At 51.0% G+C, this 16537-nt stretch carries 11 protein-coding genes; 8 read left to right on the forward strand and 3 right to left on the reverse strand.

Translation table 11 applies throughout. The features are described from left to right. The first annotated feature begins 10 nt into the window (after positions 1 to 10). From P1P86_12100 to P1P86_12120, 5 genes are read left to right on the forward strand one after another with little or no spacing between them, the layout of a single operon-like run. Positions 11 to 1588, forward strand: coding sequence for a solute:sodium symporter family transporter (locus P1P86_12100; protein MDF1575919.1), 1578 nt, complete (start codon positions 11 to 13; stop codon positions 1586 to 1588). A gap of 59 nt (positions 1589 to 1647) precedes the next feature. Continuing rightward, positions 1648 to 3123 carry a CoA-acylating methylmalonate-semialdehyde dehydrogenase gene (locus tag P1P86_12105; protein ID MDF1575920.1) on the forward strand — a complete coding sequence of 492 codons (1476 nt, stop codon included), beginning with the start codon at positions 1648 to 1650 and terminating at the stop codon, positions 3121 to 3123. A gap of 53 nt (positions 3124 to 3176) precedes the next feature. Then, complete coding sequence (locus P1P86_12110; GenBank protein ID MDF1575921.1) at positions 3177 to 4076, forward strand: sugar phosphate isomerase/epimerase; 900 nt, start codon at positions 3177 to 3179, stop codon at positions 4074 to 4076. A gap of 20 nt (positions 4077 to 4096) precedes the next feature. Beyond that, positions 4097 to 5110 (forward strand): inositol 2-dehydrogenase, encoded by a 1014-nt coding sequence (gene iolG / locus P1P86_12115; GenBank protein ID MDF1575922.1) that lies wholly within the window; start codon positions 4097 to 4099, stop codon positions 5108 to 5110. Between the two features lie 26 nt (positions 5111 to 5136). Continuing rightward, positions 5137 to 7389, forward strand: a complete 2253-nt coding sequence (locus tag P1P86_12120) for a glycoside hydrolase family 127 protein (protein MDF1575923.1) — start codon at positions 5137 to 5139, stop codon at positions 7387 to 7389. On the opposite strand, the gene P1P86_12125 is transcribed toward P1P86_12120, so the two are convergent. Genes P1P86_12125 through P1P86_12135 form a run of 3 tightly spaced genes read right to left on the reverse strand, consistent with a single transcriptional unit; the run spans position 7351 to position 10873 of the window. Next, the gene (locus P1P86_12125; protein MDF1575924.1) at positions 7351 to 9069 is read right to left on the reverse strand and encodes a HEAT repeat domain-containing protein; all 1719 of its coding nucleotides are present in this window, start codon (positions 9067 to 9069) and stop codon (positions 7351 to 7353) included. The genes P1P86_12120 and P1P86_12125 overlap by 39 nt on opposite strands. 14 nt (positions 9070 to 9083) lie before the next feature. After that, a complete protein-coding gene (locus P1P86_12130; GenBank protein ID MDF1575925.1) occupies positions 9084 to 10292 on the reverse strand; it encodes an energy transducer TonB in 1209 nt (402 codons plus the stop codon). Continuing rightward, positions 10289 to 10873 (reverse strand): sigma-70 family RNA polymerase sigma factor, encoded by a 585-nt coding sequence (locus P1P86_12135; protein MDF1575926.1) that lies wholly within the window; start codon positions 10871 to 10873, stop codon positions 10289 to 10291. Before P1P86_12135 ends, P1P86_12130 begins: the two co-directional genes overlap by 4 nt. Positions 10874 to 10980: 107 nt before the next feature. On the opposite strand from P1P86_12135, the gene P1P86_12140 reads away from it, so the two are divergent. The 3 genes from P1P86_12140 (at position 10981) to P1P86_12150 (ending at position 16113) form a co-directional block, all read left to right on the forward strand. Next, entirely contained in the window at positions 10981 to 12897 is a 1917-nt protein-coding gene (locus P1P86_12140; protein MDF1575927.1) for a von Willebrand factor type A domain-containing protein, read from the forward strand. A gap of 239 nt (positions 12898 to 13136) precedes the next feature. Continuing rightward, on the forward strand, positions 13137 to 15137 hold the full coding sequence (locus tag P1P86_12145; protein ID MDF1575928.1) for a thioredoxin domain-containing protein: 2001 nt from the start codon (positions 13137 to 13139) through the stop codon (positions 15135 to 15137). Between the two features lie 82 nt (positions 15138 to 15219). Continuing rightward, complete coding sequence (locus P1P86_12150; GenBank protein ID MDF1575929.1) at positions 15220 to 16113, forward strand: site-specific integrase; 894 nt, start codon at positions 15220 to 15222, stop codon at positions 16111 to 16113. Positions 16114 to 16537: the final 424 nt, after the last annotated feature.

Raw genomic sequence — 16537 nt, forward strand, 5'->3', positions numbered from 1 at the left:
TAGCACGCCTATGTTAACTCTTGTCACCTTTATCGCTTTTACTGCTTTTGTTGCCTTTTATGCCTGGTTTAAACTTCGAAAGGAAAAACTGGATTCCTCCGAGGGTTATTTTCTCGGGGGACGAAGTCTGACCGGGGTGGTGATTGCCGGCTCCATGCTGCTGACCAATATTTCCACCGAGCACCTGATCGGGATGAATGGCTCCTCCTATAAGAATGGCTTTATCATCATTGGCTGGGAGGTGACCTCCGCCATTGCGCTGGTGGTGGCTGCCATGTTTTTCATACCCAGATACCTGCGACTCGGTCTGACCACCATTCCGGAATTCCTGGAAAAACGGTTCGACGGACTGACCCGCAGCCTGGTGGCCCTGTTTCTGGTGGTCTCCTTTGTGGTCACCCTGCTGCCCATCGTACTGTACACGGGAGCCATCAACCTGGAGAGTATTTTCAATATATCCGAGACCCTGGGGGTGTCCAGGTCCCAGGGACTGTGGATCACCGTGGTGGCCGTGGGGCTTATTGGCTCCATGTATGCCATTTTCGGCGGACTGAAGGCGGTGGCAGTGTCCGATACCATTAACGGCTACGGACTGCTGATCGGGGGGGTGCTGGTCCCGCTGTTTGCCCTGGTGGCCATTGGGGATGGCAATCCCATAAGCGGACTTACCAGGGTATTTCAGCATGCACCTGAGAAGTTTAATGTCATCGGGGAAAAGGGATCGGTGATGCCTTTCGGGGTGCTATTCACCGGTCTGATTATTAACCAGCTCTATTTCTGGGGAATGAACCAGACCATCATTCAGCGGGCCCTGGGGGCAAAAAACCTGGTGGAGGCCCAGAAGGGACTTTTATTTACAGGTGTTCTGAAAATACTGGTCCCCATTATCATTATCCTGCCCGGTGTGATCGGCTTCTACTATTTCGGCGACAGCATGTATGAAAACCAGGATCTGATCTATCCTGCCCTGATCAAAAAGGTGCTTCCCCTGGGTCTGTCCGGTTTTTTTGCGGCCGTGGTCATGGGTGCGGTACTGAGTACCTTTAACAGTGTCCTGAACAGTGCGGCGACCATTTTAAGCGTGGATGTCTATAAACGGCTGATCAAAAAGGATGTGGAAGACAAGCGGCTGGTCTGGATCGGCCGGTCGGTATCCTCGGTCCTGGCCGTTTTTGCCATTCTTGCCGCCCCTCTGGTGGCCAGGGCTCCAGAGGGCCTGTACCAGCTTCTGCAGGAGTTGAACGGAATTTTTTTCATTCCCATCGCCTCCATTATGCTGGCCGGTTTTTTCATGGAAAAGGTTTCAGCGGTGGGAGCCAAGGCCGCTTTGCTATTTGGTATGGCCTACTATATCCTGACCACGATTATTCTGAAAATAGATATTCATTTTATTCATAACTGGGGGATTGAATTTGTGATGAATGTGATCATCATGTATACGGTATCCTGTTTTTATCCCCGGAAAAATTTCGGGATCCGGACGGCTCCGGTGAAGATGGAGATGGTGCAGTGGAAATATGCCAGACACCTCTCGGCTGTGCTGGTAGTGGTCACCATCCTGATCTATATTTTGCTGGGAAGGGCCTGAGTTATATATCATTCTGTAAACCAATGAAATCAAATAAACTGAATCAAAGAAACTGAATCATGGAGATATTAAAGAACTACATTAATGGGCAGTGGACCACCGGCAGGGAGAAAGCGAGCAGAGAGGTGCTTAATCCGGCCAGCCAGGAGCTTCTGGCCAGGATCCCCTTCGGACCAGGAACAGCGGCGGATGTCGAAGAGGCGGTGGCCGCAGCAAGTAAAGCCCTGGAGGAATGGCGCCAGATACCGGTCATGCGACGGGTGCAGCCGCTCTATAAACTGAAGTCCCTGCTGGAAGAACACATGGAAGAAATTGCCAGGCTTATCACTTTGGAATGCGGAAAAAGTTTTGCAGAGTCGGTGGCAGAGATGCAACGCGGTATAGAGAATGTGGAAACGGCCTGCGCCACCCCCACGCTGCTGCAAAGCGAGTTTTCGGAAAATATAGCCACCGGCATTGATGAGTTTATGATCCGTCAGCCTGTGGGAGTCACTGCCTGTATCTCCCCCTTTAATTTTCCCGGGATGATTCCTTTCTGGTTCATGCCCTATGCTCTTGCCTGCGGAAACAGTTTTATCCTGAAACCCTCCGAAAAAGTGCCTCTGACCATGATGCGGGTCTTTGAACTGATTGACCGGCTGGACCTTCCGAAAGGGCTGGTCAACCTGGTGCACGGGGGGAAAGAGAGTGTGGATGCACTGCTCGATCACCCGGAGGTGAAGGCCATCAGCTTTGTGGGATCGACTGCTGTGGCCAGATACATTTATCAGAGAGGGGCTGCCAATGGCAAGCGCGTTCAGGCGCAGGGCGGAGCGAAAAACCCGCTTATTGTGATGCCCGATGCGGAGATGGAAATGACCGCCAGGATCATTGCCGACAGTGTATACGGATGTGCCGGTCAGCGTTGCCTGGCTGCTTCAAACATAGTAACAGTGGGGGATACCAAAGGAACAATTCGAGAAGCAGTGTTTGAAGCCGCAAAAAACAAAGTCACCGGGTTTGGCCTGGACGAAGGCGTAGAGATGGGTCCGCTTATCACCCCCGAAAGCAAATTGCGGGTGGAGCAGCTAATTGATCAGGGAGTGGCTGAAGGGGCCAGGCTTCTTCTGGATGGCCGGGGAGCTAAGATCCCGGGCTACGAAAAGGGGAACTTCATTAAGCCGACCATACTGGAAAATGTGTCCCCGGATGGCGAGCTTGTTCGGACGGAAATATTCGGCCCGGTGATGAGCCTGCTTTCCATGGACAGCCTGGATCGGGCCATCGAGTTTGTGAATGGAAACAGCTATGGGAACATGGCCTGTCTGTTCACCTCCAGCGGCCTGAGTGCACGGACTTTCCGCAACCGGGCCAATGCCGGCAATATAGGAATCAACATCGGAGTGGCCGCTCCCATGGCCCAGTTCCCTTTCAGTGGATGGAACGACAGTTTCTTTGGGGATCTGCATGGACAGGGCCGGCATGCCATTGAGTTTTATACCCAGACGAAGGTGGTTATCGAGCGCTGGCCCAGGGAGTGGTCTCGCAAGTTTTAAAGCGACATGACATGAATTATACGGATAATCAATAAATTGAAATTTTCTTGAGAATGATACAGATAGCCAACGCACCCTGTTCCTGGGGTGCTTTAGAATTCGACCTGGAGGGTGAATCCTCCGGGTACCAGCAGGTTCTGGACGAGATGGTGGAAACCGGATATGCCGGGACTGAGCTGGGCGACTGGGGCTTTATGCCCACCTCTCCCCTGGAATTACAAGAGGTTCTGAGCATCCGGAACCTGGAGCTTCTGGGGGCCTTTGTCCCGGTGGCCCTGGCAAAGAGTGATGCCCATAAGGCCGGGGTGGAGCTGGCACTGAAAACAGCCGGACTAATGCAAGAGGCTGGCTATCCCGGGGCATTTATTGTCCTGGCCGATGAGAATGGTTCCGTGGAAGAGCGCACTAAAAATGCCGGGCGTATTACGCCGGCCATGGGGCTGGGGGAGCAACAGTGGCGCACCTTTTCCTCCGGGGCAGAGCTGGTGGCCCGGGCGGTGAAAGAACGCTACGGAATGAGAACTGTATTTCACCATCATTGCGGGGGCTATGTGGAGACCCCGGGGGAAGTGGCAAAACTGATGGAACTGACCGATCCCGGCCTGTTGGGCCTCTGCCTTGATATGGGCCATTATGCCTTTGGAGGAGGGGATCCGGTGGAAGCGCTGGAGAAGTATTATTCCAGGATCTGGCATCTGCATTTTAAGGATTTCGACCCCGGGGTGGGAGAGCAGGTGCGAAGGAAATCTTACGACTATTTTAAATCGGTGGAACAGGGCGTATTCTGCGAACTGGGAAAGGGAAATGTGGATTTCAAAGCCATCGTTCAAATACTGAAAGACAAAGCTTATGAGGGATGGATCGTCGTAGAGCAGGACGTACTGCCCGGGATGGGCTCCCCGAAATGTTGTGCGGCCAGCAACCGGAATTACATCAAATCAATGGGATTATAGGATCATAAAACAAACAAATGATGAAAACGATTAATGTAGCAATTGCCGGCCTGGGCCGAATAGGCAAGATTCACCTGGAAAATCTGGCACGGAACTTCAGTGAAATCAAGGTGGTGGCGGCCATGGATCCATTGGAAGAATCCAGGGAAATCGCCGAAAAGTTCAGGGTCCCGGTGTTCGCAGAAACCTTCGAAAAGCTGCTGGCAGTGCCGGATCTGGATGCTGTGGTGATCTGCTCGCCCACAGATACACATGCCGACTATGTCATCCGGGCCGCCAGGGCAGGGAAGCAGATTTTTTGCGAGAAACCCCTGGACCTCTCCCTGGAACGGGTGCAGGAGGTCCTGGAGGTGGTAAAAGAATCCGGGGTACAGCTGATGCTGGGCTTTAACCGCCGCTTTGATCCGGAGTTCAGGAAGATCCGGAGCCTGGTGGAAAGCGATGCGGTGGGAGATCCGCAGATTATAAAAATTAGCAGTCGCGATCCGGGCCCTCCTCCCGTTTCTTATATCCGGGTATCCGGAGGAATGTTCCTGGATATGACCATCCATGATTTTGATATGGCCCGTTACATCTCCGGGAAAGAGGTGAAAGAGGTATTTGCAAAAGCGGCTGTGAAGGTGGATCCTGAGATTGGTCAGGCCGGGGACGTGGATACCGCGGTGATCACCCTTACCTTTGAGGATGATTCCATGGCTGTGATCGACAATTGCAGAAAGGCAGCCTATGGCTACGATCAGCGCCTGGAGGTGTTCGGAAGCAAGGGAATGGCGCAGGCCGGGAACCATTTCCCAAACAACCACAAACTATATACAGAAGAAGGGGTATCGGGCGACCTTCCCCTCCACTTTTTCCTGGAGCGCTATGATGCCTCCTACAATCAGGAGATCCGTGAATTTATCGATGCCCTGCTATCGGGAAGCGATATGCCCGTGGGGGGATCGGACGGACTGATCTCCATAGCCATCGGACTGGCAGCCAAAAAATCGGTTCAGGAAAACCGGCCCGTTCTGATGACGGAAATCTTAAAATGATTTAACTCAGATTAAACTCCCCGCAGATGAAAACCAGGATATCCTTTTTGCTGTTGCTGCTGTTCCTGACAGCCTGTGCAGAAAAATCCAAAGACTGTCCGGACCGGACCTTTTCGGAAGCCCCTGGTTTCTGCCTGCAAAACCGTGCGCCTCTTTTTCCCAAAAAATACCTGGAGCTTCCCCTGGGTTCCATTCGTCCTGAGGGCTGGCTCCTGCAGCAGCTGGAGCTGATGCGGGACGGGATGACCGGTCACCTCGATGAATGGTACCCCTCGGTGGTAGGCGAGCGGAACGGCTGGCTGGGAGGCGATGGCGATGGCTGGGAGCGCGGGGTATACTGGCTGGACGGACTGCTGCCCCTGGCCTGGTTGCTGGAGGATGAGGCTCTGAAGGAAAAGGCCAAACCCTGGATCGAATGGACCCTGGGGAGTCAGACCGAATCCGGATATTTCGGCCCGGTGCCTTTTGAGGAGCCCCCTGAAGCAGAGCCCGGACTCCAAAAGACCAAACGGCAGGACTGGTGGCCCAAGATGGTGATGCTCAAGGTCCTGCAGCAGTATTACGAAGTGTCGGGCGATAAGCGTGTCATCGAGCTGATGCTGAACTACTTCAGGTTCCAGCTCAGGGAACTCCCCGAAACTCCGCTGGATCACTGGACCTTCTGGGCCAACCGCCGGGGAGGGGATAACCTGATGCTGGTGCACTGGCTCTATAACCTGACTGGCGAGGATTTCCTGCTGGAGCTGGGGGAGCTGCTCCACGAACAGACCTTCCCCTGGACAGAGGTTTTCCTGAATGAGAATGGTTACCAGGGCGCGGATCTGGATCATCTTTATCCCTATAATACCGGGAACCGCTATCCTTTCGACCAGGAGCTGATTTCACGGCTTTGCACCAGGCAGTTGCAGAGTTTCCACTGTGTAAACCTGGCACAGGGGATCAAGGAACCCCTGATCCGTTACCAGCAGGACCCGGATCCGCGCTATCTGAAAGCGGTGGAACAGGCCTTGGAGGATATCCGCCTCTACCACGGACAGCCCCAGGGGATGTACGGGGGAGATGAGCCCATGCACGGAAAGGATCCCACCCAGGGAATTGAACTGTGCTCGGTGGTGGAACTCATGTATTCCCTGGAGAAGATGATTGCCATTACGGGCAATCCGGCTATGATGGACCACCTGGAAAAGATTGCCTACAATGCCCTGCCCACCCAGGTGACAGATGATTTCAGCGCCCGGCAGTATTTCCAGCAGGCCAACCAGGTGATGCTCACCCGTCACCGCCACAACTTCTATGAAGAGGACCATCACGGAGGAACGGACCTTTGCTACGGCCTGCTCACCGGTTATCCATGCTGCACCTGCAACCTGCACCAGGGCTGGCCCAAACTGGTCTCCCATCTCTGGTATGCCACCGATGGGGGCGGACTGGCCGCGGTGGTTTATGGTCCCTGTCATCTGACAGCCAGGGTGGGTGAGGGCGCAGAAGTGACCATCCGGGAGGAAACAGCCTATCCCTTTGAAGATAAGATCCGCCTCCATTTTTCACTGGAGAATCCGGCCGGATTCCCGCTGCACCTGAGAATCCCGGGATGGTGCAAAGAACCAGGCCTGACTGTCAACGGACAGCCAGCCTCCTTTCAGGTGGAAAAAGGGATGCTGCTGGTGGACCGCACCTGGCAGGAGGGAGACCTGCTGGAGCTGCATCTGCCCATGGACGTTTACCTGAACCGCTGGGAGGAAAACGCAGTCTCCGTGGAACGGGGCCCGCTGGTATATGTCTTAAAGATCCGAGAGCAATGGACAGAGGTGGAGAACAAGGACAAATACGGGAACTACAGCGAAGTCCGCCCCCTGGATCCCTGGAATATCGGATTGCTGGAAGCGGCTGTTCTGGACCCGGAATCCGGTTTTGAATTTGTCTCCCTTCCTGTCAGGGAAAAATTAAGCGGCAGAGCGGAAGGATCGGGCGGTAAGCCGGGCGGATCGCTCGGCAATCCCGGACAGGCCGGGCGCCAAACAGGCCAGGCTTTCAGTGAACAAGAAGGTCCGGACTGGCAGGAAAAGGGCATTTATCCCTGGACCCTGGAGAATGCCCCGGTGGAATTGCACAGCAGAGGCAGGATCATTCCCGACTGGGAACTGTACCGGGAGATGGCCGGTCCGCTTCCACACAGCCTGCCCCTGAAGCACCTGCAGGGCGATCTCCCGCTGGAGATCACCCTGATTCCCTACGGGTGTTCAACCCTCAGAATTACTGAATTCCCGGTGGTGCGGTAGTTTATTTTTTAAGCGCTTCACTCCCTGTTTTGCATAAAACCGAACTTCAAAGTCCTCGTTGCTAAACACGGCTTTTAAAGGTTCAATAGCACGGGGATTTCCCGATTGAATGCAGACAATGACCGCGTTTCTTCTTACATCGACATGCTCGTCCTGCAGTTCTCCGATGGCCTGGGTGAGCCCAATGCCGGGATCGATTTGCACGATGGCATCCAGGGCAGCTATCTGGTTGTAATGTTCTCCACCGTTCAATCCTTCCAGCAGGACCGGAAGGGCACCCGGGTCTCCTATGGTACCCAGAGCCCCGTAAATGAGAAAGAAGTTGTTATCCTGGGTGGGATTGGTCAGTATGCCGGCGAGGCTGTCCGAAGCAAGGGCCGATTTGATTTCCCCTGCCGCCACAATGGCACTGCTTCGTACCCGTTTTACGGAGTCGTACAGGGACCGGACAATGATGTCTTCTGCTTCCCGGACTTTCATGCTGCCCAGATGCATCAGGGCAAACTCCCGGATCACCGGATTGGGGCTTTCGGAAAGGCCAAGATGGAGATCCTTTCCGGCCTCCCCGTACCCGGGGATCTGTTCGATCAGGGCATAAATCTCACGGCGCTTGTCCTGGGCCTCCTCCAGTTTTGCCTGTACTTCGCTCAGTTCCTGCTTGCTTTCTTCAGGCGTTTCTGCCTTTCTGTCCGATCCACCCAGGTCCATCCAGAACAGGGAGAGCGCCATGAATATACCGGTGTAGATCAGTACGATCCAGAGTACCTGTCTCCGCTTTCCGGGGAATTCTCCTCCTGTGACCATCCGGCCCGGCCAGGTGAGGATCCTGTTCAGCCATTTCGGAAGCGGAAAAAAAAAGAGGGAGGATTCCCTGTAGCTTGCATAGCTTCCCCCGGTGATCTTCATCATCCGGATCTCCTCCATCATGCAGATCCCGATAATGATCATGGTCATCAGCAGCCAGGGAAGGGAAGAGGGTACCTGCCAGGTCATTTTCATGCTTCTTTCATGGGGAGAGAAAAGAATGAAGCCATAACTCCAGAGAATCCAGCCCAGGTACTGCGGGTGGCGGGATATTTTATAAATCCAGGAGCTTGCCACTTTATCACCGCTGTACCTGGTTTTAAACCAGAGCAGGACGCCCCAGGTAAAAAGAAAGGCCCCCGCAGCCATAAAAAACCAGGAAATAAAATCATGCGCATCCCAATGGAAGAGCCCCAGGAACCACCTGAGGATCCAGTAGGGAACATAGATAACTTTCCCGAGATCGAGGATATCGAAGGATATTTCCAGGAAAGGGAGCCAGCCCACCCGGAGGAATCCCAGTCCGGCCAGGAAAAACATACTGAAGGCAAACTGACCGAATACCGGGATAAAGAGACCAACGGCTCCGGTCACGGCCAAGCCGGTTTTCCGGGTGAGATAACTTACAACGATCAATCCAAGGATCAGGATCAGCGAGCCATAGCCGATCCATCTCAGGTGAAGTCCCTGGATAAAAAGCTCGGTTTTAAAAGCATTTGCATCCCCTCCGCCGTGGTCAAACTGGGGAAACCCAAGATTGTTCTGCAGGCCTGCATCCAGCAGCGTGGGAAGTTCGATAAAGGCAAAAACTAAACCAAAGGAGAAAACAATGGCAAGGAGGAGCAGTCCTGCATTGTTCAGGAAATTACGTTTCATGTCGGTGTATTAAACTATCGTTCAAATACAATACGCATACGGACCTTTTCGTCAGTGGTTCCGCTTTCGTTCCTGGCAGGATTCCAGAGGGGACCTTCCTGCAAAAGCCTGATGGCCTCTTCTGTATACATTGAACCGGGAGAACGAAGAGTCTGAATACCGGAAATAGATCCATCCCTGGCCACGTTAAACCTCAGGACCACTACCTCCCTCTTACTCAGGGTATCTCCGGCTGGGAACCGGATCTGCTCCTCTATGTACATCTTGAAGGACTCGAGCCCCCCTTCAGGCTCTGCCCTTTGGGATGTATATTCTTTTGATTCAAGTCTCACCTGCTTTGCCTTATCGCCCGGATCGGCCGGTTTACCGCCCTCGTATCCGATGACCACCACCTCATCTGAAACGGCCAGATCGGGCTGTGCCTCCACACCCACCTCACCGGCCACCGGAGCAGGAGTCCTGGCCTCCACCTCCAGCGCCTTTACCTCCAGCGCCTTTACCTCCAGCGCCTTTACCTCCGGCGCCCTTACCTCCGGCGCCTGGTCTTCTATCGCCATTTCCTCTACCGCTTTTTTGTCCAAAGCCCTTTTCCCCGGTCCTTTGTCCTCCGGTGCTATTTCAGCAGGGTCCGTGGCCCCGGCAGCCTTAGCCAAGACCGGTTCAGCCTCAGCCACAACCGGTTCATTCCTTTCGGCAATCTTTGTTTGACGAATCCTCCTTGTACTGACGTCCCTTTCAAGACCAGTTTTTTCCACGATGGTTTCTTCTTCAGGAACCCGCGCTTCTTCCTGGATCAAACCCATATCAGATTCCGCCTCTTCCGCTTCTGCTGTTTCCGGGGCGGGTGTTTCCCTATCTGCACTTGCATCTTCCTGAAGATATATTTGATCACCTGGCAGGGATTCCGGGGCAGTTTCAGGATCGAACTCATAAATATTCAGGAAAACAGTACCAACGATCAACAGGGAGGCCACTGAAGCCGCCACATAATACCAGGTGCGTCTTCTCCTTCTGCTCAGTCGCTTCTGTAAACCGGCATGAAGAGACAGCAGGTCTTCCTCCAGCTCACGGTCAGAAACCTGCTCCATACCCTCCAACGCTTCCTTTTCAAAAGGATCAGCCTCCAGGTCTCTTTCAAAGGAATAACGATCCCCGGGAGAAAGTTCTCCTTTCAGGTACTTCAGGTACTCCTGGGTGCTTCTATGTTTCCTTTTAGCGGTCATTTGTTTTTTTCCAGACAGATTTTCAAATTTCTTTTACCGTTCTGGAGATAGCTTTTCACCATTTTTTCACTGATCTGAATCTTTTCCGCGATCTCCTGGTAACAGAGTTTCTCATAATAGAAGAGTACAATACACTGTTTCTGTTCATTCTTTAACTGCTCAATACAGTTTTTTAAGGCGTCCTCCACAGTATCCACAGTAGCCGGCTCTTCGTCTATAGGATGCAAAGCCTGCTCCGATTCCATAAATTCCCGTTCGATTTTATACTTTTCCATACGGCCCGACACACTTTTCTGCGAGCGGATCTGCATCAAAGAGTGGTTTTTGGTCAGGACAAACAGCCAGTTTTTGAAATTCCGCACCTCCTGTCCGGGCAGGTCAGTTACCAGTTTTTCGAAGATCTGCATGACCGCATCTTTGGCTTCTTCTCTGTTTTCCAGGTATTTGAGTGACACCCCGTAAACCAGGTGCATGTAGCGGGAATAAAGTTCTCCCAGCGTATCCAGGCTGCCCGTACGTTTGAATTGCAGGAGGAGTTCCTCATCGCTGCGTTCGGGATGTTTACCGCTGATTTCGAGCATAAGCCGGGAATGAATTGAGCTAAAATTAAAAAAAATTGCCTTAGGTTTTATGGAATCGGGGAGAAGGCTGCATCCTAAGGGTGAAGTCAAACAAAAAAACAGAAATCATGAAAGCAATCATTTCAATACTTACAGTTCTTTTTTTCTCAGCCTTCAGCCTGGCGCCCGATCAGATCCGTACGATCGGCGGAACGGTCAGTGATGAAGCGGGAAATCCTTTGTCGGGTGTCACCGTCGTGGTGAAAGGAAGCACCCAGGGCACCATTACAGATGTGAACGGCGCCTTCCGGCTCCAGATAAGCTCAGAAGCCAAAACCCTGGTATTCTCTTATGCCGGATATGAAACCGAGGAAGTCAAAATACCCCGTTCCAACCGTATTCATATCAGCCTTCAGCCATCCAGCCAGGCGCTGGAGGAGGTGATTCATATGGAATATGACATGGAATATGACATGGCGGCCCCCAGGGAAGCGAAATCCTCCGGTGTACCGCTCCTCGGTGCCTCCTCAAATTCATACATCAAACGGGCAAGCTACCCGAGCTTTGCTGCACCCGAGCAGGGTTATATCCAGCACAATACAGAAGGATACACGGCCATTGATGAAAACGGATTTAAAGATGTGCTTCACAATCCCCTGTCCACCTTCAGCATTGATGTGGACAGGGCCTCCTACTCCAACGTACGCAGGTTCCTGAATATGGGACAACTTCCCCCCATGGATGCGGTCCGGATCGAAGAGATGATCAACTATTTCTCCTATGATTACCCCGAACCGGAAGGCAGGCATCCCTTCTCTGTCTACACTGAAATCTCACAATGCCCTTGGAACAGCAAGCACCAGCTGTTGCACGTGGGACTTAAAGGCAAGAGCATTGACAAGGATGAATTGCCTCCGTCCAACCTGGTCTTTCTGATCGATGTGTCGGGTTCCATGAGTGATGCCAGTAAACTTCCTCTTCTGAAGCAGGCCTTTCGTATGCTGGTCAATGAGCTGAGGCCCGAGGACCGGGTGGCCATCGTGGTCTATGCGGGGGCAGCCGGATTGGTCCTGGAATCTACCCCGGGCAATGAGAAAGCCAGGATCCTGGCCGCACTGGACCAATTGCAATCGGGCGGATCCACCGCCGGTGGTGCCGGTCTGAAGCTGGCCTACAAGGTCGCCCAGGAGAATTTTGCCGTGGAGGGCAATAACCGGATCATCCTGGCAACAGACGGCGATTTTAATGTGGGTTCTTCCAGCAATGCCGAAATGGAACGCCTGATCGAAGAGAAGCGCGAACACGGCGTGTTTATGACCGTGCTGGGATTCGGCATGGGCAATTACAAGGATGACAAGATGGAGATCATTGCCGACAAGGGCAATGGCAATTATGCCTATATCGATAACATCCAGGAGGCCCGCAAGGTCTTTATCACCGAATTTGGCGGAACGCTCTTCACCATCGCCAAGGATGTGAAGTTCCAGATGGAATTCAACCCTGCCCGTGTGAAAGGATACCGGCTGGTGGGTTATGAGAACCGCCTGCTGAATGATGAAGATTTCAATGACGATAAGAAGGATGCCGGAGAAATGGGTGCCGGACATACGGTAACCGCACTCTATGAGATCATTCCCGCCGGTTCGGATGAGCCGCTGAAAAGCATAGCCCCATTGAAGTACCAGGCTAACAGGGCTGATGCAAAAGCTTCTGAAAAGGTGCAAGCCGACCCCAAAGCCGAGCTGATGACCGTGAAACTGCGCTATAAGCAGCCCGACGGAGATACCAGCACCAGGGTGGAGATCCCGGTCAAAGGAAAGGTTCTGGACCTGGAAGAAACCTCGGATAATTTCCGCTTTTCTGCAGCCATCGCTGAATTCGGACTGCTCCTCAGAAACTCCGAATACAAGGCAGAAGCTTCCATGGAGGAGGTGATTGCCCTTGCAAAAGAGGCCAGGGGAGAGGACGAGGAAGGTTACCGCTCCGAATTCCTGAAGCTGGTGAGACTGGCCGACTCCCTGAAAGAGTGGAGCGCTGAAAATTAGTATATTAAGGCACCCAAGCACCCCAGCAGAAGCTGGCTCAGAGGCTGTCCAGACCGGGCAGCCTCTGTTTATTGTCACAGACTTGAATCAATAAAAGCAATATTACAACCGCACAATCTTTCATTCCGGTTGTCAATACAGAGTGAAGAGCAGACTTGAAATGGTATCTCCGGGATCATAAGACAAAATACAACGGACAGAAAATGAATTCTGAAGAACATCGCATTACAAATCAACTCATGCATGAGAGCAGTCCCTATCTCTTGCAGCATGCCCATAACCCGGTAAACTGGTACCCCTGGGGAGCAAAAGCACTGGAAAAGGCCCGGGAAGAAAAAAAATTGATCATCATCAGCATTGGCTATGCAGCCTGTCACTGGTGTCACGTCATGGAACACGAAAGTTTTGAGGACGAAGCCATTGCCAGATTCATGAATGAACATTTCGTTTCGGTCAAAGTGGATCGGGAAGAGCGGCCCGATATAGACCAGGTCTATATGAATGCTGTTCAGCTGATTGAGGGCAGGGTAGGCTGGCCACTGAACTGTATCGCTCTGCCCGATGGACGGCCCATTTATGGCGGCACCTATTTCCCTAAGGATCAATGGCTCCATATGCTTTCCCAGGTCCTGACTTTTGTAAAGGAACATCCGGACAAAACAGAACAACAGGCCAGAGCGCTCACAGAAGGTCTGCAGTCCAGTGACCTGATTTCGCTGAATATCGAGAAAGCGGAGGTTTCTATTGGTGACCTGGATCAGGTTTTTTCTGCCTGGGAAAGCAGTCTGGATGATGTCCACGGGGGGCACAAAGGGGCCCCGAAATTCCCGCTGCCTGTTGGCTTCCAGTACTTGCTTCAGTACCATTATCTTACTGGTAATGCAGATGCCTTAAGAGCCGTCCAGTTAACCTTGAACAAAATGGCTGATGGCGGTATTTATGATCAGATTGGAGGTGGATTTGCCCGCTATGCTGTGGATGCATTCTGGAAAGTACCCCATTTTGAGAAAATGCTATACGATAATGCACAGCTCGTCAGCCTGTATTCATCAGCCTATCAGCATACCAGGGATGTCAACTATAAAATTGTCGTAAGCCAAACTCTGGATTTTATACAAAGAGAACTAAGCTCTGATGAAGGGGGTTTCTATTCTTCCCTGGATGCGGATAGCGAGGGAGAAGAAGGAAAGTATTATGTCTGGACCAAAGATGAGTTGCAGCAGATTCTGGGTGATATGGCAGACTTAATCATCGAGTATTACCGTGTGGAAGAGAAAGGAAACTGGGAGCATGGCCGGAATATCCTGTTCAAATCCGGGAATGATAAACAGACGGCTTTTAAGTACAACATCACTGAAACTGATCTGCTCCGGCAGGTTTCCCTGGCGAAAAAAATTTTGCTGAAAGAAAGAATGAAGCGGATCCCGCCCGGATTGGATGATAAGATCATTACTGCGTGGAATGCGCTTATGCTTAAAGCCTGTTTGGATGCCTATCATGCGTTTGACAACAGCAAGTATCTGGATATGGCCCTGCAGAACGCCAGGTTTATCCAGGAAAAACTAAAAGCGCCGGATCACAGACTAAACCGGAACTACAAAAACGGCAAGGCTTCCATCAATGCATTTCTGGATGATTATGCCTTTACGATCGCGGCTTTAATTTCTTTGTATCAGACCACCTTAGATGAAAAGTGGATAGAAGATGCACAGCTCCTGACAGACTATGCCATTGATCACTTTTATGATCCTGCAAGCGGCATGTTTTTTTACACTTCCGATGTGGATCCAGCATTAATCGCCCGGAAAATGGAAGTCACCGACAATGTCATTCCCGCCTCCAATTCTGAGATGGCCAAAAACCTGTTTATACTCGGAACTTATTTCAACAATAATGACCACATCTACCTGGCCAGACAGATGCTCAATAATGTAAAGGCGGGAACTTCAACAGGTGGCGCCTATTATGCAAACTGGGATATTTTGATGGCCTGGTTTACCAGTCCGCCCTACGAAGTTGCCATTCTGGGAGACGAATATAAGACCATTCGCAAAGCCTTCAACAAGAAGTACTTACCAGATGTGTTTTTCTCTGGGGGAAAAAGCGAAGGAAAACTCTCCCTGCTCCATGGAAAACTCATTCAAGGTCAAACCACCATTTATGTATGCCGGGATAAAGTGTGTAAACTGCCTGTAAATGAGGTCAAAGATGCCTTGAACCAGATGTATGAAAGCAAGTAAAAGTAATCTTTATCAGGGTTCGCTTTTTGTCTGATAAAATTAACATCTTCCTGTTATATACGTTTTGCGTATTGAATTTTTGATGGCTCTTATATCTGACGGGAACATCGATATCAGAATCCTGACTACATATACCAGTATGGAACTGCCATCTGGATATTTGGAAAAGCTAACTCAGAAACGATATAGCCAGAATACCATTAAAACCTATGTGAGCTACATGAGATCCTTCATGGACGAATTTGCTGGCCGGGATCTGCAATCCGTAACTATTCCGGAAATAAATGCTTACATCCTAAGGCTTATTCGCACCAGGGATATTTCATCTTCGCAGCAAAACCAGAGAATCAGTGCAATCAAATTTTACTTTGAACATGTACTGGGAAGAAAAAAGGCCTACTATCATCTGAACAGACCAAAAAAAGAAAAAAGACTGCCCAGGATCCTGACGGTGGAAGAGGTGGAACTTATCCTTAAGCAATGTACAAACCTCAAGCACAAATGCATTCTAATGACCCTATACTCCGGGGGCTTGCGACGATCTGAATTGATAAACCTGAAAATCACGGACATTGACTCTGAGCGTATGCTTATCTGTATCATCCAATCAAAAGGGTATAAGGACAGATATACCCTGCTGTCTGAAAAATTGCTAAAGCTTTTGAGGGACTATTACAGATTCTACAAACCTGCTTACTGGCTGTTTGAAGGCCAGAGCGGTGGACAGTACAGTGCCACCAGTATTGCAAATATCTTCAGGAAAGCCCTGAAAAAAGCCAACATCAACAAAAACGCGACACCCCACACCCTGCGCCACAGTTTCGCCACCCATCTTCTGGAGCAGGGCATCAACCTTCGTTACATACAGGAGATCCTGGGACATTCCAGCGTCAAAACCACCGAAATCTATACACACGTCAGTTCCAGGCAACTCACTAAAATCAAAAATCCACTGGATAATCTTAACCCAGAATAAACTCCATTGATTTTATCTTCTTAACTTGTATTCCATAAACACAATAATATGTGTTTACTACTATGTTCTAGCACATTCAGCATTCGCTGAACTTTTGTCTGCCCGTCCGCCTGCGGCAGACTCTCGCATCCAAAAGGAATGTGCTAGCCTGATTAATTCATAAACTCCAAAATCCGGGTTTTTTCATTCCTATTTTCAAACCAAGATACTACATCGCAATCTCAATTGAGCTTTCTCCAGGCAAAGTTTCATTCATACCAAATCCTTTTCCACGAATTTGATGTGGTTTTTCATAAAATTCGGCCGTTTTCGTGATTTATGTGCATACTTTTCCCACACGACAGCTATCGTTCTTATACATATGTCAGTAATTCAAAGATATAGCAAAGGCTAGACTCTCATTATGGAGAACATCTCCAGACAA

This window comes from Bacteroidales bacterium (genome assembly GCA_029210725.1).
In the GTDB taxonomy this organism is placed as follows: Bacteria; Bacteroidota; Bacteroidia; order Bacteroidales.

Excerpts from the sequence above, each read along its gene's own strand:
- P1P86_12100 (MDF1575919.1), top strand. The coding sequence starts at position 11 with ATGTTAACTCTTGTCACCTTTATCGCTTTTACTGCTTTTGTTGCCTTT.
- P1P86_12105 (MDF1575920.1), top strand. The coding sequence starts at position 1,648 with ATGGAGATATTAAAGAACTACATTAATGGGCAGTGGACCACCGGCAGG.
- P1P86_12110 (MDF1575921.1), top strand. The coding sequence starts at position 3,177 with ATGATACAGATAGCCAACGCACCCTGTTCCTGGGGTGCTTTAGAATTC.
- iolG (MDF1575922.1), top strand. The coding sequence starts at position 4,097 with ATGAAAACGATTAATGTAGCAATTGCCGGCCTGGGCCGAATAGGCAAG.
- P1P86_12120 (MDF1575923.1), top strand. The coding sequence starts at position 5,137 with ATGAAAACCAGGATATCCTTTTTGCTGTTGCTGCTGTTCCTGACAGCC.
- P1P86_12125 (MDF1575924.1), bottom strand. The coding sequence starts at position 9,069 with ATGAAACGTAATTTCCTGAACAATGCAGGACTGCTCCTCCTTGCCATT.
- P1P86_12130 (MDF1575925.1), bottom strand. The coding sequence starts at position 10,292 with ATGACCGCTAAAAGGAAACATAGAAGCACCCAGGAGTACCTGAAGTAC.
- P1P86_12135 (MDF1575926.1), bottom strand. The coding sequence starts at position 10,873 with ATGCTCGAAATCAGCGGTAAACATCCCGAACGCAGCGATGAGGAACTC.
- P1P86_12140 (MDF1575927.1), top strand. The coding sequence starts at position 10,981 with ATGAAAGCAATCATTTCAATACTTACAGTTCTTTTTTTCTCAGCCTTC.
- P1P86_12145 (MDF1575928.1), top strand. The coding sequence starts at position 13,137 with ATGCATGAGAGCAGTCCCTATCTCTTGCAGCATGCCCATAACCCGGTA.
- P1P86_12150 (MDF1575929.1), top strand. The coding sequence starts at position 15,220 with ATGGCTCTTATATCTGACGGGAACATCGATATCAGAATCCTGACTACA.